15 protein-coding genes and 1 pseudogene are annotated in these 22,189 nt (G+C 42.8%); 8 read left to right on the forward strand and 8 right to left on the reverse strand.

Annotated elements, in window-relative coordinates; translation table 11 throughout:
• Nucleotides 1-174: 174 nt before the first annotated feature.
• Both ACP69U_RS01010 and ACP69U_RS01015 read right to left on the reverse strand, forming a co-directional pair.
• A complete protein-coding gene (locus ACP69U_RS01010) occupies nucleotides 175-4,125 on the reverse strand; it encodes an AAA family ATPase (protein WP_426137528.1) in 3,951 nt (1,316 codons plus the stop codon).
• A 103-nt stretch (nucleotides 4,126-4,228) separates the two neighbouring features.
• Nucleotides 4,229-5,791, reverse strand: a complete 1,563-nt coding sequence (locus ACP69U_RS01015) for an exonuclease SbcCD subunit D C-terminal domain-containing protein (RefSeq protein ID WP_426137529.1) — start codon at nucleotides 5,789-5,791, stop codon at nucleotides 4,229-4,231.
• 299 nt (nucleotides 5,792-6,090) lie between these two features.
• On the opposite strand from ACP69U_RS01015, the gene ACP69U_RS01020 reads away from it, so the two are divergent.
• Entirely contained in the window at nucleotides 6,091-6,756 is a 666-nt protein-coding gene (locus tag ACP69U_RS01020; protein WP_426137530.1) for a DUF4377 domain-containing protein, read from the forward strand.
• Nucleotides 6,757-6,880: 124 nt separating this feature from the next.
• On the opposite strand, the gene cysG is transcribed toward ACP69U_RS01020, so the two are convergent.
• Nucleotides 6,881-8,485: a siroheme synthase CysG gene (gene cysG / locus ACP69U_RS01025; protein WP_426137531.1), complete on the reverse strand. Its 1,605-nt coding sequence runs from the start codon at nucleotides 8,483-8,485 to the stop codon at nucleotides 6,881-6,883.
• Between the two features lie 257 nt (nucleotides 8,486-8,742).
• Nucleotides 8,743-9,693: an acetyltransferase gene (locus ACP69U_RS01030; RefSeq protein ID WP_426137532.1), complete on the reverse strand. Its 951-nt coding sequence runs from the start codon at nucleotides 9,691-9,693 to the stop codon at nucleotides 8,743-8,745.
• A 390-nt stretch (nucleotides 9,694-10,083) separates the two neighbouring features.
• Between ACP69U_RS01030 and ACP69U_RS01035 the strand changes: the two genes are divergently transcribed.
• Complete coding sequence (locus ACP69U_RS01035) at nucleotides 10,084-10,899, forward strand: DUF817 family protein (protein WP_426137533.1); 816 nt, start codon at nucleotides 10,084-10,086, stop codon at nucleotides 10,897-10,899.
• Nucleotides 10,900-11,049: 150 nt separating this feature from the next.
• Here ACP69U_RS01035 and ACP69U_RS01040 read toward each other — a convergent pair whose 3' ends face one another.
• From ACP69U_RS01040 to ACP69U_RS01050, 3 genes are all read right to left on the reverse strand, one after another.
• Nucleotides 11,050-11,688, reverse strand: a complete 639-nt coding sequence (locus ACP69U_RS01040; protein WP_087814249.1) for a phosphoadenosine phosphosulfate reductase family protein — start codon at nucleotides 11,686-11,688, stop codon at nucleotides 11,050-11,052.
• Nucleotides 11,689-11,758: 70 nt separating this feature from the next.
• Nucleotides 11,759-12,379 carry a DUF934 domain-containing protein gene (locus ACP69U_RS01045; RefSeq protein WP_426137534.1) on the reverse strand — a complete coding sequence of 207 codons (621 nt, stop codon included), beginning with the start codon at nucleotides 12,377-12,379 and terminating at the stop codon, nucleotides 11,759-11,761.
• A complete protein-coding gene (locus ACP69U_RS01050) occupies nucleotides 12,372-14,063 on the reverse strand; it encodes a nitrite/sulfite reductase (RefSeq protein ID WP_426137535.1) in 1,692 nt (563 codons plus the stop codon). The genes ACP69U_RS01045 and ACP69U_RS01050 overlap by 8 nt, the downstream gene beginning before the upstream one ends.
• 238 nt (nucleotides 14,064-14,301) lie before the next feature.
• On the opposite strand from ACP69U_RS01050, the gene sat reads away from it, so the two are divergent.
• A complete protein-coding gene (gene sat, locus ACP69U_RS01055; RefSeq protein WP_426137536.1) occupies nucleotides 14,302-15,552 on the forward strand; it encodes a sulfate adenylyltransferase in 1,251 nt (416 codons plus the stop codon).
• A gap of 116 nt (nucleotides 15,553-15,668) precedes the next feature.
• Here the strand turns inward: sat and ACP69U_RS01060 are convergent, their stop codons facing one another.
• Nucleotides 15,669-16,190, reverse strand: coding sequence for a hypothetical protein (locus ACP69U_RS01060; RefSeq protein ID WP_426137537.1), 522 nt, complete (start codon nucleotides 16,188-16,190; stop codon nucleotides 15,669-15,671).
• Nucleotides 16,191-16,574: 384 nt separating this feature from the next.
• On the opposite strand from ACP69U_RS01060, the gene ACP69U_RS01065 reads away from it, so the two are divergent.
• From ACP69U_RS01065 to ACP69U_RS01085, 5 genes and pseudogenes are all read left to right on the forward strand, one after another.
• Nucleotides 16,575-17,732, forward strand: coding sequence for a sulfate ABC transporter substrate-binding protein (locus ACP69U_RS01065; protein ID WP_426137538.1), 1,158 nt, complete (start codon nucleotides 16,575-16,577; stop codon nucleotides 17,730-17,732).
• A 250-nt stretch (nucleotides 17,733-17,982) separates the two neighbouring features.
• Entirely contained in the window at nucleotides 17,983-19,077 is a 1,095-nt protein-coding gene (locus ACP69U_RS01070; RefSeq protein WP_426137539.1) for a sulfate ABC transporter substrate-binding protein, read from the forward strand.
• Nucleotides 19,078-19,360: 283 nt separating this feature from the next.
• Nucleotides 19,361-20,245 carry a sulfate ABC transporter permease subunit CysT gene (gene cysT / locus ACP69U_RS01075; protein WP_426137540.1) on the forward strand — a complete coding sequence of 295 codons (885 nt, stop codon included), beginning with the start codon at nucleotides 19,361-19,363 and terminating at the stop codon, nucleotides 20,243-20,245.
• Nucleotides 20,245-21,201 (forward strand): sulfate ABC transporter permease subunit CysW, encoded by a 957-nt coding sequence (cysW, locus tag ACP69U_RS01080; RefSeq protein ID WP_314885462.1) that lies wholly within the window; start codon nucleotides 20,245-20,247, stop codon nucleotides 21,199-21,201. The genes cysT and cysW overlap by 1 nt, the downstream gene beginning before the upstream one ends.
• 117 nt (nucleotides 21,202-21,318) lie before the next feature.
• Nucleotides 21,319-22,038 (forward strand): annotated as a pseudogene (locus ACP69U_RS01085) (sulfate/molybdate ABC transporter ATP-binding protein); the annotation flags it as partial.
• Nucleotides 22,039-22,189: the final 151 nt, after the last annotated feature.

The following is a 22,189-nucleotide window of genomic DNA, read 5'->3' on the forward strand; positions in this document are numbered from 1 at the left end:
TAACTAACTAATTAAGCAACTAGTCATTCAATAAACAACAAGATAAAGATCTTTTCAAAAAAAACCACCGTTATTAATTAACGGTGGTTTTTTATTGTCTGGCTAAGCGTAATAAGCGTAAAAAGTAATCAACGGCGTGATGCACGCTCGAATCTTGATGACCGCTTTAGCTTACTAAATTTTTTCATTAGTAATATTGACCACTCGGCGACATCCTTGACCACTAATTTGACTGAAACCACCCGAGATTTTTTCAACCTTGATTTGAGTCAAGATGCGATCTTTTAATGCCTGTACGTGAGAGATTATGCCAATAAGCTTACCTTCTTGTTGTAAGCTCGTTAAAGTATCGAGCGCAATATCAAGCGACTCTTCATCAAGCGTACCAAACCCTTCATCCAAAAACAGTGAATCCACGCGAATATTGTGACTCGCCATCTGCGATAGCCCAAGGGCGAGCGCCAAGCTGATAATAAAGCCTTCACCGCCGGAAAGATTTTTGGTACTGCGAATATCGCCGCCTTGATAGTTGTCGATGACATTAAGCTCAAGTGGATTGCTGTCATCATGAATGAGCAAATAACGGTCACTCATTTTTTGTAGCTGAGTGTTAGCATGACTAATCATGACTTCAAACGTTAAGCCTTGGGCAAAGGTACGGTATTTCTTGCCATCAGCGGAACCAATGAGCGTATGTAGCTGTTGCCAAACTTGTAGTTTCTGTTTTTGCTCATTGATAGCAATGAGCTGTGCCGCTTGTTGGCCTTTTTGACTGTCGTTATCCTTAAGCTTTTGGTCAATCGCACCGATTTTTTGACTTAACTCATCAATATCTATTTGTATTTGATGGTGCTGGCCAGCAAGTATTTCTCGGTCTTCATCGGTCATAGGATTGGCAAGTTTTTGCTCTAATGCTTGCTGGGTGCTATCCAACTGCAACTTAGCTTGATGCAGGGCATTATCAATCGCTAATTTACGTGTCTGTAATGCTTCACGCGCTTCTTTCGGCAGGCGGGCACTCACAAAAGCGGCTTCATCTACGAACTGTGACTCTGCGAGCAAATGAGTAAAGGTGCTTTGCTGCGTATTCAGTGTAGACATCGCCGCCTGTAGCTCTGTGCCTAGCTGTTGTTCTCTAGTCGTTAATTGCTCTAGAGTCTGCTGTACAGTATCTAGCTGCCTTTGTGCGACTACTTGCTTGGCTTTAGCCTCATCAACCGCATGGCGTAATTGATTTTCTTCATTGTCTGTATTTTTATCTGCAAAAACCTCTTTTCTATTCTGCTTTAATTGTTCGATATCCTCTGTTTTATTATCAATTAATGTCTCTAATTCTTTGAGTGCTGTCTCATCATTGGTGAGCTGTGCTTGCTTACTCTCAATATTCGCATTCAGGCTGCTCAGCGTATTTGTGAGTTGCTGTTGGCGGCTACTTTGCTCATGGTGATATTGCTTTAACTGCTTCAAAGCATGACGTTGTGCTCGCAATTGGTCAATATACTCATCATAATCTGCGCTTGCTAATACTGTTTGCTTATGAAGGCTTTCAATGAGTTGCTGCAGTGCGCCTTGAACGTCAGTCGCTTTGATCGCTATCGTTAAATGGTTCTCGTATTTAGCCGTTGGGTACTTACTCACCAAAGATGAAATATTGGTCATCATGGGTATGAGTTCAGAAAAATTAGTGGCAATCTTATCTTCGACACTTTCAATTTTTTGAGCATTTAGCTTGATATCAGTCGTCAGATTATTAATGGCGCGACTAAGTAGCTGTTGCTGCTGTTCATCGGCTTCGATGGCAATACTGAGCGTTGTAGCACTTTCAGCTAGGTTGTCATATTTGACGACTATCGTTTTAAGAGACTGTTTATGCTCAGTCAGTTTGTGTTTGATGATGCTTAATAAGGATAAGCCCTGATCAATATGAATATCAGTATCGTTGTTAATCTGCGCAAGTGGATTGATAATTGCCACAGTCGATTCCGAATAACTATTTTCAGTGTTAAATAGCGAGCAAAGGTTAGACTGAATATCAGCGTGTAAAATTTTAGATTGCTGCTGCAAGGGCGCTAACTGCTGCTGTTGATTATTGATGGCTTCTTTTTTGGTGGCATGGTCAATATGATGTTTAGATAAAGTCTGCTCAAGATTATCAATAATAGTTTCTAATTCAGCTATGTGCTGCTGAGTTAATTGCGCCTTAGTCTGTTTTATTGTGGACGACTGGTTTTGATCGTCATGGGCGTCGGTATTACTATTTTTGCTACTAGGGTCTAATAATGGATGATGTTTGCTATAAGGATGCTCATGTGCGCCGCAAAGCGGGCAGGGCGACCCATCCTCTAGCTCTACTATATAATCTTCAAGCTTAGCGACCTTTTGTAGTAAATGTAGATGCTCTTGTTTCTCTTGCTTTTTGAGCTTAGCCTCTTCAATATTTATCTTGTGACTGGCAATCAAACCTTCTAAAGTCTTAAGCTCTTGATTCAGTTTGGGTAACGTTGCATTGATGTGTTGAATTTGGTTGGTACGCTCAGACAGCTGCTCTAGCTTAATATTGGCTTGCGCAATCTGGGTGCTGATTTGATCAACTTGCTCTTGCTCGCTACGCATATTAGCAATGGGCTGGTTTTGAATGAGTGTGGCTTGCTGCTTTTGTACGTTGGCAAGTTGCTCGCGCTGCTGCGTTATCAATAATTTCTCTGCGTTTTGCTGCTTATATAACTTATCAAAATCAGTCTGTAGCATGCGGGCTTGATTACTATAAGCAAGTTTATCCGCTGTTAGATTGGCATTATCTTCCAACAGCGCCATTAATTGGCGACAGCTGTTATCGAAGGTCACCATATCTGTATCGAGATCATTTAGCTCTTGGTAATCGCGAAAGTACTTTTTTATACTGCTAAGCTGAGTCTGAGTCTTTTGCTCTGTTTGTTTGTGGCTATCTATATCTTGACCTAATTGTTGAGTGTTACTAACTGATACCTCTTTACGCTGATTATCGCTAGCTAAAGAATAAGAGTGCTGTTTTATCTCAGTATCCAACTCGCGCGTCTTTTTAATAATAGGCAAAGTAGCATATAAGCTATCTGTGGCTTGCTTTTCGATGGTATTGATATTCTTTAAATGAGTGTTGGCGTGTGCCAGCGCTTCTTGCTGAGTTGGAATCTTATTAAGCAAATCTTGCTGCTCAACCTCTAACTGCTTGACCAAATTTCGGCTGTAGCTAAGCTCGCGGAAATAGCTATCAGTCTCTAAAGCCTTATTAGCGCCATCTAAACGCTGGGCTTCTGGAATAAAGGTTTGCTGAGTATGCTTTGCCGCTGCAAAATCGGCCTGATAGGTCGAGAGGTTTTGCTGTAGCTGCTGAACACTATCCAGCCACTGTAGCTGTTCACTTAGGGTTTTAAAGGTTTGGCGCTGTGTGTTTTGCTGCTGGTTAAAGCTCTCTAAATCTACTACCAGTAGCTTTTCGTCTTCAATACTTAATAACGACAGGCTATTCACGCCTGCCTGTAGTTTGCCAAGCACGTCTTCCTCAGAGCGTTTTTTTTCATGAACGCTTAACGATATTTTGGCATAAATAGCAGTGCCCGTTATTTTCTCTAAAATCGCGGCTCTATCGCCGATATCAGACTTTAAAAACGCGGCAAAACTGCCCTGTGCGAGCATGATGGAGCGCGTAAATTGATTAAAATCCATGCCAATGAGGTTTTGTATATAGGCAGAAGTTTTGGACTTTTTTTCTTCTAAAATCTTGCCAGTTTTGACTTCACTAATCTCATGCTTAATCGGCAATAAATTGCCCTTGGCTTTTTTGTGGGCACGATGTTGATACCAATAGCATTGATAACGCTTGGAATCAATCTCTATAATGACTTCTGCTGAGCATTCACCTGTACCTTGGGTCATTATCTCGTTCGTTGAACCAGTGATATCGCCCAGTCTTGGCGTCTGGCTATAGAGTGCTAAGCAAATCGCATCCAATATGGTCGTCTTGCCAGCACCCGTTTGCCCAGTAATGGCAAAGATGCCTTCATTAAGAAAAGCGGGGTCACTAAAATCAATGTGCCATTCGCCTTTTAAGGAGTTGAGGTTTTTAAGTCTTAGTTCTATTAGGCGCATGGCAGGGTCTTATTTTTATAGGTAGTAATAAAGAGGGTAATAATGAGAAATGAAGCCTTTATTCTAGTTAGCTTCGATCAAAAGCGTTTATGATTAAATAATACTATTCAGCCTGAGTATCTTCGTGACGTAAGTTATAAACGATTTGATCATAGGCGTCACGTAAGGATGATTTTTGCTCATCAGGAATATCATGAGCAGTCAAGCAACGCTCGAATACTTCTTCCTCATTTAAATCTTGTAGCGTCTCGGAAGTTTGTTGTTGATTTAGTACTTTATTATAGGTACGAGTGTTTTTGATTTTTAACACCTCGCACGGCAAATTATCTACCATCGTTTGGATATGCTCACGTAACTCGCTGATAATCTCCTCACCCGTATAAATAATTTCGAGCCATACAGACTCTGTTGCGTCAAGAGATTGAATGACTTTATCTATAGCCTGATTAATGCACTCCAAATCACCTGAAACTTGCGCCAGTTGTTGAAACTTTGGAATAGGTAGCGATACTACTTGCATCTGATTAGAGTCATCTCGGTGCAGTATTTTTTTGGGATTATCAAGATTTTTGAGCATTGATTGGTTGTTTTGATCTTGCTGATCAGGGATGTTTTCTGTAGCAGCAGTTTTTGTCACCTCATTACTTGCTGATTGCTCGTCAAAACCAAACAAGTCATCCATAAATTCTGTCGTCTGACTGGCTGCTTTCTTAACAGGTTTTTCAATCGGGGCAACGGTATTGGTCAGCTGAGGAATAATGCTTTCAACTGCATTGTTTGAGGCTGATTTTTGATTATTAACATCATTTTCTACTGTACCAAACTGTACCAGTAATACTTGCTTTTGTTGTTTTGCCTCGCCAAATCCCATCGCGATTGGCGAGCCTGAATAGCGAATGCTCTCACGACCACCGACGCGTTGCGGTACGTGCAAATGTCCAAGCGCCACATAGTCAAAACTTTCATCGAACATATCAGCTGATATTTGACCTAGGTTACCTACATAAAGGTCGCGAACACCATCGTCTTCAGTAGTGGTACCACCGGCTGCAAATAGATGCCCTGTGGCAATGATGGGAATGTGACGCTGGTATACTTCAACTAATTTAGCTTTCTTCGCTTTGGCAATGCTAGCTACTTCATCATAATGGGCGCGAATGCCTTTAATGACATTGGCATCTTTGCTATCAGCCGACTCGCCAGCCTGACTGCTACGCACGTCACGATCACGCAAATAGGGGACAGCCGCAATAATACAATGCGGGTTTCCATTTGTATCGTCTAACACCAATACTTCATCGTTTAAGTCTTCACAAGCGGTACCGATAACATGAACGTTTAAAAACTTGAGTACATTGCTTGGTGCATCTAAAAATGTCGGCGAATCGTGGTTGCCTGCGACGATGACAATATGTTGACAGCATGATTTTGAAACTTTTCCTAAAAATTCATAATATAGCGCTTGAGCTCTATTGCTTGGTGTCATGGTGTCAAAAATATCACCAGCAACGATTAATATATCCACTTTCTGCAGGCTAATGGTCTCTTGTAGCCAACTTAAAAAGGCTTCAAATTCCTCATAACGCATGCGCCCATAAAGCCGTCTTCCCAAATGCCAATCGGAAGTATGGAGGATAGTGAGAGGTTTGGTAGTAGATACAGGCATAATTGAGTTTCATGATGGATAAAAGACATCGATTATTCTAGCAAGAATTGGTGCGATTTGCTTTGCTATAAACTTAACAGTAAAGCAAAGTACCTAAGAATGGGTAGTGACATTTAGCCGTAAATGAAACGATGATCGTTTATTAAAAAAAAGGCTATTTAAAAAGGCTATTTAAAAAGGCTATTTAAAAAGGCTGATTAATAAAGCGCGTTGTTAATAGTATTAAGTAACAAATAAATGGTACTAGAAAAGGTCCATATTTAGTAACATCCAAGCCATTATTAATATAAGGGTATGTTATGTCGTTTATTAGATTATGCACATTGGCTTTAATTGCCACTTCCTCTTTGGCTGCTTGTAGCAGTTATGAGCAAGCAAATATGAATAATAAAACCAGTGTGAGTCAAATAAAAGATAGCACCGCGTTTTTCCATTCGATCAAACCGAGTCATTCTGACGCAATCATTGGTCAAGTGATTGACGTCATCTCTCAAGACAGAGAGCAGCAAAAAGTCACTATCGTCGCTCAGGATGGACAGACGTATACCGCAGAAATCAGTAAAGCCAACTTTGCTCAGAAAAACGCCCATCAAATGCAGAAATTAACCATAGGCGATTATGTTGAAGTGATGGGAGAGCAATCGACATCACAATCAGAGATAGATAGTAAGCGCCACATTACTGTCCATGCGATGCCTTATGTTTTACGTAAAATTATCATCGCTGGCCATCAAGTAGACTGTGTCGGTGTTGCGCCGCAATCATGCTTACTGACTAAGCCTGCTGAACAAGCTAACGCCGACTGGGAGTATCGATATAGTGGTATAGAAGGTTTTGATTTTGAACCTAATTATGAATACACTTTGCTCATTAAGAATACACCTATTAGCAATCCGCCTGCTGACGCATCATCAATTCATAGCACGCTAATAAAAGTCATTGAGAAACAAAAGACCAAATCTTAATTGTTAAAAATGAATAGCTCATAAAAGATCAATAGCGTTATACTAAATACTAAAAAGCCCTACTAATCTACTGGCAGGGCTTTTTAGAAACTGGCAGGGCTTTTTAGAAATTGAAGATCATACGTCAACCAATCACTAACTGCTCCAAACCATCATCAGCCGTTGCCAAATTAGCCACCATAGATAACGCATGGGCTTGCTGGCTAGTATGATTTGCCTTTGGTGTAGCCGCTGTGCCACCACGTAGCCAGTTACTAGCTGTAGTGTCACTATTGTTGTTTTTCTGCTGATTTTGCAAATTATACCAAGCTAAGTCATGATGCAATGCGACCACATCTCCCATAATGAGCAAGGCTGGCGTGGGTAACTGGTTTTTTTCTTGCAACTCAACGATGTCGGCAAGCGTTCCCGTTAATACCTGCTGATTGGGCATACTGGCATTGGAGACAATGGCAATCGGGGTGTCGCTACTGCGCCCTGCATCAATCAAGCCTGTCGTCAAACGCGCCAGCGAATGCAACCCCATATAAAATACGACTGTTTCATCAGTATTCAAAAAGCTCTTAAAATTACTATTGGGCGCGCCAGCCTTTAAAAATCCAGTGACAAAACGTACTGACTGCGAATGATCACGATGGGTCAGCGGAATGCCAGCATAGCTTGCGGCGGCATTGGCAGCGGTAATACCAGGTACGACTTGATAAGGGATACTGTGCGCACGCAAACTCTCAATTTCTTCGCCGCCACGACCAAAGATGAAGGGATCACCGCCCTTTAAACGCACCACACGGCGACCTTCTTTAGCGCTATTGACCAACAATTCATTAATGCCCAATTGCGCCACAGCATGATTGCTGCGTTTTTTGCCAACAAATACTTTATCAGCATCACGGCGGCATAGATCTAACACTTGCGGTGAGACGAGCGCATCATAGTAGACGATATCCGCTTGTTGCATCAAACGCAGCGCTTTAAAAGTGAGCAGCTCTGGGTCACCTGGGCCTGCACCAACGATATAGACTTCGCCTACATTATTTTGTAGGGTTTGAGGTTCTGTGGATATATCATTCTCTGTATGTTTTTCAGTGATAATTGATGCTGTTTTATCTAAATCGGCTTGTAATTGTGCCGACGCTTCAGCTTCATTACCAGCAAACATCAGCTGACTGACTGGACCTTCAAATGCCTTTTCCCAAAACTGCCTGCGTCCTGTCAGCGTAGGTATTTTAGTTTTCACTTCGCTACGAAAATCGCCAGCAAGCTTTGCCAATTTACCATAGCCTTGTGGAATCAAGGTTTCGAGGCGAGCGCGCAATAGACGTGCCAACACTGGCGCTTTGCCGTTTGACGATATGCCAATCACGATTGGATTGCGATCAACAATCGCAGGGAAGATAAAATCGCATAAATGCGGCGTATCGACAACGTTTACAGGGATATTTAATGCCGTCGCATCGGCATGAATTTGATGGTTCAGCGCTTCGTCATCCGTGCCAGCGATAATGACGCGTGCACCTGTCATATAAGTTTTATTATAATTCTCATAAATCAGCTCATGCTTACTGTCACTGAGCAAGGCTTGTATTTCGTCGCTAATGCTTGGCGCAAGAACAGTGATGCACGCGCCAGCACGGCTGAGCAAATCCGCTTTACGTAGTGCCACATCACCGCCGCCAACAATCAGTACTTTGCGACCTTCTAATTTAAAAAATAATGGAAAGGTGTTCATAGGATTACCTGTAATTCATTCAATGTAAGGTATGTCGCTATTATGAGGTATCACAGGCATACGCTCACGTAGCGAATTGGCATTAGCATATTCGTTTTTGTCATGTTGGTGAGGGTTTTTGATGTAAAAGGGAATAGGTGAGTCGTGAAATACAGAACTAAAAAAGCCACAGGCTTACGTCAAAGCTTGTGGCTGTCATGTAGATTAGATTTTTGCATTAGATATTAGCAATAACGAGATTTGACAACGTACAAAATCTACTCAAACTCACTCAGCATCTTAGTCATACGGGCATCTTTTTGTTGCCAGATATCCCCTAACCAATCAAACATCATTTTTTTGGTGGTTTCATCACGGTCATAGCCGCCGTCCATGATGGCAGCAAATAATTCGTCTGGTATCTTTAAGCGAGTCACATCGACGCCCAAACGGCGAATATTGCCTTTCCATAAATCATCATAGTCAGGCGCGCCGTCTGGGTAGACAATGGTCACGTCCAAGATAGAATCCAACTCATTGCCTAACGCATTAATTGCTAACGACAAACCGCCAGCCCGTGGTTTTAACAAATGCTGATAAGGGGATTTTTGTTGGTCATGTTTTTCTTTAGTAAAGCGCGTGCCTTCCAAATAGTTTAATAGCGCAAAGGGTTTGTCTTTTAATTGACGACAGGCACGCTTAGCCTCAAGCAAGTTTTGTTTTTTAAGCTCTGGATTCTTGGCCATCGCTTTGGCAGAAAAGCGCTTCATCATCGGAAAGTCTAAGAAATAAAAGGCTTGACCGATGACAGGAATATAAATCAGATTAAACTTGGTAAAAAACCGTGTCAAAGGCAGGGTATCTTGGCTGATATATTGCACAATGCTGGTATCAACCCACGATTGATGGTTGCTTACCAATAGATACTGCTTGTCTTCGCTCAGGTCGTCAGGCAGGTTAATGCGCCAGTCTTTATGAGGTAGGACATGATCAATGACGGCGTTATTACTATTAATCCAGTATTTGGTAATCGCAATCAGCGCATCATCCGCAGCTTTTGCTCCTGTCAATACTTTTGCCGCTCCCAAAGTCCAGATGGGCAGACCCACCATCGCACTATTGGCAGTAAGAACACTCGTACCAGTTAAAAAAGAGGCGGTCTTGCCTACCGCTGGTAGCTTATCGTGCAGTTTTTCATAGAGTGAATCGATTTTTTTTATAAAAGACATAATAAATATCCATATTGATGAGCGCGAGTGCCTATAAGGAAATAAAAAAGGATGAGTAGCTTTGTCCATGATGCGGCTTTATAGCGTCGGTTTAATGCCGAGCAGCCACTGAGGCAAGCCATAGAATACCGCAATGTTAGACAATAAAACGTTCAAGAAACGTTAATTATTCAAATGCTGACTTCTTTATACAGATAGAGATATTCAAAAACTATAGAAAATTGTCTATTGAGCAGACTATTTGCTATAGTTTGGCGGCCTCTAATGAATACTTTATATAATAAGCTATTGTGAGGAAGAGGAGGATGTATGTCATGGTTCACCATAGCGTATTAAGCGAGCTGTTAAAGCAATAAACGGCAGTCAATATGATTGTAGTGCTAATCTAAGGTGTTGAACATTATTCCACGTGGCGCCGCGCTGAGTTTAGCGTCTGCTTTGTTTGGCATACTTTTATTATTGGCTTTTGTACTGACTCATCAAATAAGTTGGTCAATTTCTGGTATCTATCGCTATGATCTGTTGTTGGCTTATGCTTTGATTATTCAGGGTTTTTTGGTTTATTTCAAATTAGAAACGCCGCGTGAGGTATGGGTCATTGCTATTTTTCATATCATGGCCATGGCAATGGAGTTGTTTTTAACCCATCCCAAAATTGGTTCTTGGTACTATCCTGAACCATCCATTTTTAGAGTTGCCACTGTGCCACTCTTCGCCGGATTTATGTATTCGGCCGTAGGTAGTTTTTTAGCGCGTGGCTTAAGATTGTTTAATGTCTCTTTTACCGACTTACCACGTTTACTATGGGTGAGTTTATTGGTTATTTTTTCTTATGCCAACTTCTTCACTAAGTTTTTTGTCCCTGATATTCGCAATATATTGTTCATCGCTTCAGTAGTTTTATTTTGGAAAACCAGAGTGTTTTTTCAAATCCATCACAAAAATAATCTTCAATTGCGTGATACCAAGCAATATCAATGTCCATTTTTACCATTACTGTTGTTCCTCGCTTTTTTGGTTTGGTTGGCAGAAAATATTGCTGCTTTTACCAATATTTGGCGTTATCCGTCACAAGCAAATGCATGGCATATGGTAGGTTGGGGTAAGCTGGGCTCTTGGTACTTATTACTGATGTTAAGTCTAGTGTTGGTTTTGGCAGTCATGGGTGAAAGGGATGAGAAAGGCGGCTGGCAGTTAGTTCGATAATTTTGATACTTGCGTGTGTCCTCATTGTTTTGGCGGTAGCGCTTGAATGATATATTCAAATTTTGTGGGACTAAATATTGAATCTACTATGACAATAAAAAAACACCTCTTATATCTAAGAAGTGTTTTTATCGTAAAACTACGAAATACCTAAAGTTGCGTGTGCAAGCCACACTCACGGCTTTCTTCTACTTTCGTCGGATCAAAGTAATCAAATTCATTCGGTAAGTTATGCTCTTCGAGATAAACATCTAAATCGGCGTCAGTGTTTTCAAACAATGGCGCTACTTTTAACACGCCATCTTTTGATAGGCTAAGTACATCAAGACCTTGGCGGAATTCGGTTTGATCTTTACGAATGGCATTAAACCAAACATCTGGCTTTAACTCATCTAGCGCACGGCGGAATGGCTCTAATTTTACTTGGTCAGTGAATTCATCATGCTGTGGGTTGTCGATACCTGGGATACCGTTCATGGTCGCGTCACGATACGCCGCCGTTTGCTTAGGAATATAGGTGATGACGTTTAAATTTAAATCACGGATGACTTTATTGGCAAATTGATAAGTGGCATCCGTGTTATAACCTGAGTCTACCCACAATACGGTGATGTCAGGGCGCTGTTTGGCAACCAAATGCAGAATCGCTGACTCGTATGGGCGGAAGTTAGTCGTGATGATTGGGTTTTTCGCTTGACTTAATGCCCACTCAACGATTTGCTCAGGCGACTTGCCTTGCAATGCTTGGTTGGCTTGGTCAAGATCTAGGTTCGGATGTAATTGGCTCATAATACCTTCCTTAATGGTTGTTAATATAAAAGTGTCGATTAAAAATTAAAATTTATGGTCAGTGTTAAAACTAGGCGAGTGAGGGTTCTGACGGTTTAGCAAACATCGGTAAATCCGAAGCACTTTGTCCATCATAACTACTGGCAAGGGCAGTAAATGCTTGCTCAATACCGAATTTAGAGTCTGGCTGCATGTCATGCTCGCTCAATACAAAGCTATCAACACCCATGCGCAGTAGATACGCGATTTGATCACGGCCAAACGCGCCAGCCACCCGAATCTCACCTTGGTAGCCAATTTGGCGTAGGGTACGTGCAAAGCTAAAATTGCGACCATCAGCAAATTTAGGTACATCAATCACGATAAGCGCCTGCGTTGATAAGAAATCACCAATACCTTCTAACGCATCAGCATCGGTGTCAGCCGTCATCCACAATCCAAGTCGACTACTGTGCTGTACAATCAGCTCATAAACCTCTTTAACCAGACCACCGACCTGCGCGCCTGATTCGTCTAATAGATCAGCGAGCGGTACAATCACATCGGGCTTTTCTTGCCTTTGTAGCAACTCAAGCAACGTGATGTTTGTCGATACCATACTCTCTGGTAGCGCGTCCGTAGTGAGCACATGCCAGTTATCTTGACTGCTGATATCTGTGCCATGACTGTCCAAAATATGATGATTAGCCATAGACCTTCTCCTTAAATGGATCAATACCAACGCGCTCAACCAATTGACCAAAGCTTTCGACATCATTGTCGGTACTGGCTCGCAAGTCTACATAGACATCGACGATCTGCTGTATGGTATTGGCAACCTCAAGAGCAGGGACAGATTTACCTAATATTTTGCCAAGTTTGGCATCGTCACTGGAATTGCCGCCAATGCTGATCTGATACCAATGCTCACCTTTTTTATCCACACCCAAGATGCCAATGTCACCTGTATGATGGTGCGCACAAGCATTGATACAACCAGACATGTTTAAGCGAATCTCACCCAAATCATACAGATAGTCCAAATCATCGAACTGTTTTTCGATCTGTTCAGCGATGTTGTGTGTCGTCGCATTAGCAAGCGAGCAGTAATCCCAACCTGGGCAGACAATCATATCTGTTAGGGTGTTGATATTAGCGCGTGCTAAATGCAACTCTGCTAGCTGCTGCCACAACTCATAAAGGTTATTGGTTTGCACATCAGCGAATACCAAATTCTGCTGATAAGTACCACGCAGCTCACCAAAACTGTATTTGTCAGACAGATTAGCCAGTGCATCCATCTGCGACTCGCTGACATCACCAGAGGGCACATATTTGCCATCGACCAAGCCTGCTTTGAGCGAAATAACGACCGCACGATAACCAGCGACTTTATGCGCCACCGTGTTTTGGTTGTACCAGTTAGCAAAATCTTTATCAGTGTTTAGTTGCTGTTGTAGCTCAGACTGTACTTGTAGTGCATCGAAGCTTAGGTAATCAGGCTCGGTAAAAAAGCTGCTGGCAGTAGTAAAGTTCTCATCAGTTAAGGTAAGCGAACCATCTTTGGTGTGGGCTTCCCACTCAGCATTGACCAGTTTGGCAAAGGCAGGGCCGCCCATGCTCTCGACCAAAATCTTGATACGTGATCGGTATTTACTGCCTTTATCACGGCGACCATGCAAGTTATAGACACGCAAGATAGCATCTAAATAACTAAGCAGATGCTGACGCGGCAAGAACTTATTGATGACTTTACCCAAGACAGGAATACGTCCGAGACCACCACCGACCAATACTTCAAAGCCAATCTCACCTTCATCGTTGGTTTTGATATGCAGACCCACATCATGTACTTGGGTTGCCGCGCGGTCATCATTGGTACCGATGACGGCAATCTTAAATTTACGTGGTAAAAAAGCAAACTCAGGGTGGAAGGTTGACCACTGACGAATGATTTCGCAATAAGGACGTGGATCAGCAATTTCTTCTTTATGGATACCCGCATAAGGATCCGTTGTGGTGTTACGGATACAGTTACCTGAGGTTTGGATGGCATGCATCTGTACCGTTGCCAATTCTGCCAAAATGTCTGGCACTTCTTCTAGTTTTGGCCAGTTCAGCTGAATATTGGTACGGGTGGTCATGTGCCCATAACCTTTATCATACTTACGGGTAATCTCAGCCAATTTGCGTAGCTGATAGCTGGCAAGCAAGCCGTAAGGAATGGCGATACGCAACATCGGCGCATAACGCTGGATATAGAGGCCGTTTTGCAAACGCAGCGGCAAAAATTGCTCTTCTGGCAGCTCGCCTGCCAAAAACCGTTCGGTTTGGTCGCGAAACTGGGCGACTCGTTCTTCTACCAAGGTTTGGTCAGCGTAGTTATATTGATACATGACGTAATCTCAATTTTTTAAACATAAAAGCAGCGACGAAAATGATTGGCGTGTGTAATCAATCTTATTGCCAGTCGCAAGGTAAACAATTCAGAGTCACATCATATAAGCTTGCGTCTATAAACATAAATTCCTTTAAGACATATGTATATCCAAACACAGCATAAATTTTCATAACGAAAGTTAGGTAGCCTATGCTTATCAAATTTATCACTACCCATAAAGGTTATAAATCAATATGACATCTATCACCTCTAAGCAACCATCAAAACTCGTTCCACCGCATGGCAGCACTGAGCTTAAGCCTTTACTATTACAAGGTGATACCCGCAACCAAGCATTGAAACTTGCCAGCAGCTTGCCGACGATTACCCTGAGCTCGCGTGAGCGTGGTGATTTGATTATGCTCGGTATCGGTGGCTTTACGCCGCTAAATGGCTTTATGAACCAAGCGGATTGGCAAGGGGTGGTTGATGATATGCGCCTGCAAAGTGGCAACAATGCTGGCTTGTTTTGGCCAATTCCCATCACTTTATCAGCGCCGAAAGAAACTGCAGATAGTTTGAGTCAAGGCGATAAAGTAGCCTTGGTCGCTCAAGACGGCGAAATCATGGGTATCTTGACGATAGAAGAAACCTATACCATCGATAAAAAGCATGAGTGTCAGCAAGTATTCACCACAACAGACCCAGCACATCCGGGTGTTCAACAAGTTTTAGAGCAAGGCGAAGTCAATATTGCAGGTAGTGTCGAGGTATTGAGCGAAGGCGAGTTCCCAACCTTATATCCGGAAATTTATAAAACCCCTACTGAAACGCGGGAAATACTGGATGCCAAAGGCTGGAAAACGGTTGCCGCTTTCCAAACGCGTAATCCAATGCATCGCTCACACGAATACCTTGCCAAGATTGCTATCGAGATTTGTGATGGAGTCTTGATTCATTCATTGCTCGGGGCATTGAAGCCAGGCGATATCCCAGCCGAAGTGCGTCAAGAAGCCATTAAAACGCTAATTGATAATTACTTTAGACAAGACACCGTTATTCAAGCCGGTTATCCGCTAGATATGCGCTATGCCGGTCCACGCGAGGCATTACTACATGCCGTATTCCGTCAAAACTATGGCTGTAGCCACTTGATTGTTGGTCGTGACCATGCTGGTGTCGGCGATTATTATGGTGCCTTTGATGCACAAACGATATTTGAACAGGTTGGTAAAGATGATCTTATCACTCAACCACTAAAAATTGGCTGGACGTTCTGGTGTAATGCTTGTAATGCCATGGCATCAGATAAGACTTGCCCGCATGAAGCGTCTGAACACGTTAAAGTATCAGGTACGAAGCTGCGTAAAGCGCTATCAGAAGATGAAGAAGTACCAGACAACTTTAGCCGTCCAGAAGTATTACAAATTTTGCGTGATTATTATGCTGGTATCGCAAGAGAGGAACGTGCTGAAGTGAAATTGGTTGGTGCCTCTGCGGTGTAAACCAAGATTATCAGCATACAAACCAGTATCAAAAAAAGGTGTCAGATAATAAGTCTGACACCTTTTTTTGATAATGGTTTTCAACGCCTCTTGCCTAAACTAGCGTTCGTTATCTATTAAATCTCTAAATCTGTTGTCAGCTTTTGATACTCACCGACCAATGTGCCACCGCCCGAACAAAAATAATTCAACGCGTATTTATCTTGACTATCAATAGTCAGCTTATCATCCTTAAATTGAAAGAATGCCGTACTGTCATTCACTTTGCTTTGGAAAATAATGCCATGCGCGTCATCTTGACCCATTAATATTGCCTTGCCATCAAACTGGCAACTGGGCTTTTTAATATCGCTACGGGCGCGAACCTTTATGTTGATTTGCTGATCACTCTCTGCCCGTACCATAACGCCAACCCAATCATAGCCTTGCGCGCGCTTTTCATAACCTTCATCAGCATAATCTCCAACGACTGCTTGTACAGCTGGCATGACATCGGCTATCGGTTGTTTTATGGCTTGGTGATTCACGCTAGGTGTCACGTTATTACAGCCACTTAAGGCAAACAGAGCCGCCGATGTGGTGAAAAATACCGAAAAAAAGCGTGAGTGACGAGCGGCACGAGGTGGAGACATGATCATTTAAGTACCTTTGATAAAGGAGTGATTAAGAGGAATGGTCGTTATCTAAACGCAACGCCTAACAGCATGGCTGTAAGGATATTAGAGATAGTATCGTTTACATAAAGGCTCGTCTATATAGTAAGCAATACCATTACTTACTCAAAAGTGTCTGCTCATCACTATAGCGCAAAATACTTAGAAAAAATAAGCCTTGTAAAATAATTAATAAAATGACTTATGCCAAGTTAATCACTCGATAAGCGCATTTATCACTAAGCATTTTACTCACATGCTGTTAGCATATTTCTCATTATCCATAGAACCGCATCCAAAGAATTATGAGCATTAATAAGATTGTTAATGCTGTGGAAAACGCTTCTATCAACATTATCGAGAGCACCCATGCAACCAGATAACAAAAGTATTCAGCAAATATCTAAAAAGCGTCATTTTGCTAACCTCCATACACTTATTGAGGATAAAAAGACGCCGACACCGCTCGCCAATGTCAATGTTAAAGTTGGTAGCGTACTAGCCTTTGCCATGCTAATGACAGGCTGTAATCCTACCGAAGTCACTCAACAAGACGGCTCGAACGCAACGGGTGATGCAAAAAATATCAGTTTATTAAATGTCTCTTATGATGTATCACGCGATTTTTATAAAGATTATAACGCTTTATTTAGCGCAGATTATCGGCAAAAGCATTCAGACAGTCAGGTAAATATCAACCAATCACATGGTGGCTCAAGCAAACAAGCATTGTCGGTTGCCAATGGTCTGCAAGCAGATGTAGTCACTTTAAACCAAGAAAGTGATATGAATCTGTTGGTTAAAAAAGGCTTGGTTGCCTCTGACTGGCAGCAAGCGTTCCCAAACAATGCGGTGCCTTATACCAGTACCATGGTGCTATTGGTGCGCGATGGTAACCCCAAAAATATCAAAGACTGGTCTGACTTGGCGCGTAACGATATCGATGTCGTGATACCAAACCCAAAAACCAGTGGTACTGCGCGTTATGCGTTTTTGGGTGCCTATGGTTACGGATTACATCAATTTAAAGAAACAGTGCAAAGTCCTGCCAAAACGGATGATTTTATCAAAAAACTACTGGCAAACGTGGTCACTTATGACAATGGGGCGCGTGCCGCAACGACCAGCTTTACTCAGCGCGGACTGGGCGATGTGCTCATCACGACCGAAAATGAAGCACATTTAGCCGCCAAGCAATTTGCCAAAGGACAGGTCGATATCGTTTATCCCAGTTATTCTATTGTGATTGCTAACCCAGTGGCGGTCGTAACAGCCGTTACTGACAAGGGCGGCAAGACGGCAGCGGCGAATGCTTACTTAAAAGGCTTATGGGACACTCCAGCACAAGAGCTCATGGCAGAGATGTATATGCGTCCAAGTAACCCACAAGTGCTGGCAGCTCACAAAGCAATCTTGCCTGATATTGAGACTTTTGAGCCGGTAGCAGTATTTGGTTCTTGGGAGCAGATTATGGACACTTTCTTTGTCGATGGTGGGCGTTTTGATCAGCTGGCAAGAGTGAAGTAGGGATCCGTTTGTCAAGAGATCGTCAATGGCCTGATACATACTCAAAGTGCTCAATTTGTATGAGCCAGAGCGAGTAATTAGTAGGGTGTCAGCGTTATGTATTAACGATATTATTTAAGTGATTGATAACCTTGTATTTATCCTTTTGTTATTCCATTTTGGCAATAACATACGCATATTCATCATTAAACATAATAAGATGGCACTGTTAGCATACTTGCATTACTTAACAGATACCTTTGAGGGATTTATGACATATGCTTTGCGCTATCAACAAAAAAGTAAAAAACGTCACGTCTTGAGCATTGCAGGCGTTGCATTAACCTTGGGGCTGGCTGGCTGTAGCAATAGCGAGAAAGAGACGACTGCTAATGCAGATGGCACAGTTGCCACAGAAGGTCAAAATATTGAGCTGCTAAACGTCTCTTATGATGTGGCACGTGACTTTTATAAAGACTACAACCCATTATTCGTTGAGCATTATAAAGCTGAAAATCCAAACAGCAATATTCTAATCAAGCAGTCACATGGTGGCTCAAGCAAACAAGCGCTGTCGGTTGCCAATGGTCTGCAAGCAGATGTCGCTACCATGAACCAAGGCTCTGATATTGAGCTACTTGAGAAAAAGGGTTTGGTTGAGTCAGATTGGGAAAGTAAATTCCCAGACAATGCCGTGCCTTTCACCAGTACCATCGTATTCTTAGTCCGTAAAGACAATCCAAAAGGTATCAATGACTGGGAAGATTTGACCAAAGAAGGCGTTGAGATCGTCATGGCCAATCCAAAGGTAACAGGTAATGGTCGTTATGCGTTCTTGGGCGCTTATGGTTATGGCTTGCACGCTTTTGATAAAAACGAGACCAGTGCCAAAAACTACGTGAAAGACATGCTCAAAAACGTCAAAGTTTATGAGAATGGCGGGCGCGCTGCGACCACCACTTTCGTTCAGCGTGGTATCGGTGATGTCCTAGTGACTTTTGAAAATGAAGCCAACTTGGCAGCGACTGATTTTGGTGCTGGTAAAGTTGACATCGTTTATCCTAAATACTCTATTAAATCAGAAAGCCCTGTTGCGATTGTCAAGTCAGTGACAGATAAAAAAGGCACAACGGATGCCGCAAAAGCTTATCTTGACTACTTATGGAGCGAGCCTGCTCAGCAATTAGCCGCGAATCTATACTTGCGTCCTAGCGTCAAAAGCGTCCTTGATAAAAATGGTGATAAATTACCACCAATCGAAACATTCCGTCCAAATGATGCCTTTGGTACGTGGGATGAGATTATGGGTACTTACTTCAGCGATGGCGGTGTATTCGACCAGCTAGCCATTAACGCACCGCAGTAATCATTTGCTAAGTGCATAAGAGAAGCTACTGCGCTAGCAAATGCAGTCAGTCACACCGTTAGTCATGCAGAACCTCATAAAGGACATGGTCATATACGCTATGTCCTTTATACCGTAAGCACACTAATAACTACCTGATAGCATGGTTTTATGGACGACATCATCGTGAAATGCTTTCTGTTAAGTGCTCTTTTTAAGTATCAATAGTGAAAACCCACGTTAAGCAATAACAATAAATAGTAATCATCGCTAAGTACGATTGGTTAGGCAATAGGACATCATTATGAGTGCAAAAACATCTCCTGCCAGCAAAGCCCCTGCAAAAAAAGGGTGGTTAATACGTTTGCGCCAACGCAATGTGCTGCCAGGGTTCGGCCTGAGCATGGGTATCACGGTCTTTAGCTTGTCGCTACTGGTGGTATTACCGTTTGCCATGATGGCCTACACCACGACTCAGATGGGTTGGACTGGATTCTGGGAGACGATTAGTCAGCCGCAAGTCACTGCTGCTATCAAGCTAAGCTTATGGATGTCGTTTTTAGCGATGCTCACCAATATGGTGTTTGGCACATTGGTCGCTTGGGTACTCGTACGCTACGAGTTTTGGGGTAAGTCGTTGATTAATGCGCTAGTTGATTTACCATTTGCATTACCAACGGCGGTCACAGGCATTTCGCTTGCGACCCTTTATGCGCCTAATGGTTTGATTGGTCAGTGGTTTGATAAATTTGGCATTCAGGTCGCCTTTACACCTATAGGTATTTGGCTCGCCTTGGTTGTGGTCAGTTTTCCCTTTATTGTCCGTGCGGTACAGCCTGTACTCGCTGAGCTATCGGTTGAATTTGAAGAGGCAGCCGCGGTATTGGGTGCCAATCGCTTGACGACGTTTCGCAAAGTAATTTTGCCAGAGCTGTTGCCCGCTTTACTCATGGGTGCAGGCATGATGTTTGCTCGTGCCACTGGCGAGTACGGTTCGGTTATCTTTATCGCTGGCAATATTCCCATGCAATCAGAGATTTTACCGCTCATTATCATTAGTAAACTAGAGCAGTTTGATGTTCAAGGGGCTTCTGCAGTTGCATTATTTATGCTACTGATCTCATTTGTGATCTTATTAACTATTAACATCATGCAGTGGAAACTGTCGCGCCGTGTAGGAGCTCGCTAATGCAAATATCTAATAGCTACGACTACCAAAGCAACGCAGCGACTAAAGATACGCCATGGATACGCCTTACCTTTATCGTCATCGCAGTGCTATTTATGGTCATCATGTTGGTCATTCCTTTACTGGCTGTGTTCTATGAAGCTTTTAAAGGTGGCTGGCAGTTGTATATTGCCTCGCTGGTTGATCCAGAAGCCCTGCAAGCCATTAAACTGACGTTAATTACCGCGGCTATCGTCTTGCCCATCAACATGGTGATGGGTATCGCAATCGCATGGCTAGTCACGCGCTATCAGTTTAAAGGTAAGCAGCTCGTTACTACCTTGCTTGATCTGCCATTTTCAGTATCACCCGTCGTTGCAGGTTTGATGTTTGTTTTACTATTCGGACTCAATTCCACCATTGGCGGCTGGCTTGAGAGCATGGGGTTTCAAGTTATTTATGCGGTTCCAGGGATCGTGCTCGCTACTTTATTTGTCACCTTTCCCTTTGTAGCACGTGAGCTGATACCGCTGATGCAGACGCAAGGCGACTCTGAAGAGCAAGCTGCATTGACCTTAGGCGCGACTGGCTGGCAGACGTTTTGGCATGTGACGCTACCCAATATCAAATGGGCACTACTCTATGGTTTGATTTTGACCAATGCGCGGGCAATGGGTGAGTTTGGGGCGGTGAGTGTGGTATCTGGTCATATTCGCGGCGAGACCAACACCATGCCACTACTGGTTGAGATTGCTTACAATGATTATAACTTTACCGCCGCTTTTGCCTTATCAAGCCTACTTGCCGCGCTGGCGCTCGTGACGTTGCTTATTCAACAAGTCATGACTAAGCTACAAGAGCGAAAATTTGCCAAGTCCGAACGGCTGGCAAGTGTGCCCGAGTTACTGGTAAATGCCAACGCTACTAAGGCTACCAATACTACTGATGCAACAACCGCTGAAAGTTCGGATAAATGATAAGCAAAATTATCTACACTTGGTCTGAAAGGGCTGGCATTAGATTTAATTTAATAATGTAAATGCGGTAACCAAAAAATCTGCCACGATACCAAAGATATAATAAGAGAACCCATTATGAGCATCGAGATTCGCAACGTTAATAAAAAATTCGGTCAGTTTACCGCCTTAGATAATATAAATATCACGGTGCCGACTGGCAAGCTGACCACTTTGCTAGGACCATCAGGCTGTGGCAAAACGACGTTGCTACGCATTATCGCCGGCTTAGAATATGCTGACTCAGGGCAAATATTGTTTGATGAGATGGATGTGACCAATACGCCAGTACAAAAGCGCCATATTGGTTTTATGTTTCAGCATTACGCATTGTTTCGTCATAAAAACATTGCCGATAATGTCGCCTTTGGACTGACCTTGTTACCAAAGAATGAGCGACCGAGTAAGGCAGATATCAATAAACGCGTTGCGGAGCTATTAGACTTGGTGCAGCTGCCACAAGTGGCCAATGCTTATCCGCATCAATTATCAGGCGGTCAGCGTCAACGGATTGCGCTGGCACGCGCCTTAGCAGTGAAGCCAAAATTATTGTTGCTCGATGAGCCTTTTGGCGCCCTCGATGCTAAGGTACGTAAAGAGCTGCGCACGTGGTTAAAGAACATCCACCATGAGCTTGGTATTACCAGTATCATGGTCACTCACGATCAAGAAGAAGCCCGCGCCGTCTCAGATGAGATCGTGGTCATGAATCAAGGGCGGGTAGAGCAGGTAGGCACATCGGAGGAGCTGATACACCAGCCAGCCAATGCGTTTATCAGTGATTTTTTAGACTTAGCATAGTGAAATTTGGTGCAGTTCTTCTATTATCACCCATAAAAAAAGACCTATTTATTGTAGGTCTTTTTTTATGGGTTAAAGCAGGTCTCAATTTAATTTGGTATCTAGCGTTATTGAGATCAAATGTTGATAGCAATAATGCTAGATAGTC

The organism is Psychrobacter sp. TWR1-1-1 (assembly GCF_049895865.1).
Taxonomy (GTDB): Bacteria; Pseudomonadota; Gammaproteobacteria; order Pseudomonadales; family Moraxellaceae; genus Psychrobacter; species Psychrobacter immobilis_A.

Coding starts and splice junctions, on each gene's coding strand:
- ACP69U_RS01010 (WP_426137528.1), bottom strand. CDS start 4,125: ATGCGCCTAATAGAACTAAGACTTAAAAACCTCAACTCCTTAAAAGGC.
- ACP69U_RS01015 (WP_426137529.1), bottom strand. CDS start 5,791: ATGCCTGTATCTACTACCAAACCTCTCACTATCCTCCATACTTCCGAT.
- ACP69U_RS01020 (WP_426137530.1), top strand. CDS start 6,091: ATGTCGTTTATTAGATTATGCACATTGGCTTTAATTGCCACTTCCTCT.
- cysG (WP_426137531.1), bottom strand. CDS start 8,485: ATGAACACCTTTCCATTATTTTTTAAATTAGAAGGTCGCAAAGTACTG.
- ACP69U_RS01030 (WP_426137532.1), bottom strand. CDS start 9,693: ATGTCTTTTATAAAAAAAATCGATTCACTCTATGAAAAACTGCACGAT.
- ACP69U_RS01040 (WP_087814249.1), bottom strand. CDS start 11,688: ATGAGCCAATTACATCCGAACCTAGATCTTGACCAAGCCAACCAAGCA.
- ACP69U_RS01045 (WP_426137534.1), bottom strand. CDS start 12,379: ATGGCTAATCATCATATTTTGGACAGTCATGGCACAGATATCAGCAGT.
- ACP69U_RS01050 (WP_426137535.1), bottom strand. CDS start 14,063: ATGTATCAATATAACTACGCTGACCAAACCTTGGTAGAAGAACGAGTC.
- sat (WP_426137536.1), top strand. CDS start 14,302: ATGACATCTATCACCTCTAAGCAACCATCAAAACTCGTTCCACCGCAT.
- ACP69U_RS01060 (WP_426137537.1), bottom strand. CDS start 16,190: ATGATCATGTCTCCACCTCGTGCCGCTCGTCACTCACGCTTTTTTTCG.
- ACP69U_RS01065 (WP_426137538.1), top strand. CDS start 16,575: ATGCAACCAGATAACAAAAGTATTCAGCAAATATCTAAAAAGCGTCAT.
- ACP69U_RS01070 (WP_426137539.1), top strand. CDS start 17,983: ATGACATATGCTTTGCGCTATCAACAAAAAAGTAAAAAACGTCACGTC.
- cysT (WP_426137540.1), top strand. CDS start 19,361: ATGAGTGCAAAAACATCTCCTGCCAGCAAAGCCCCTGCAAAAAAAGGG.
- cysW (WP_314885462.1), top strand. CDS start 20,245: ATGCAAATATCTAATAGCTACGACTACCAAAGCAACGCAGCGACTAAA.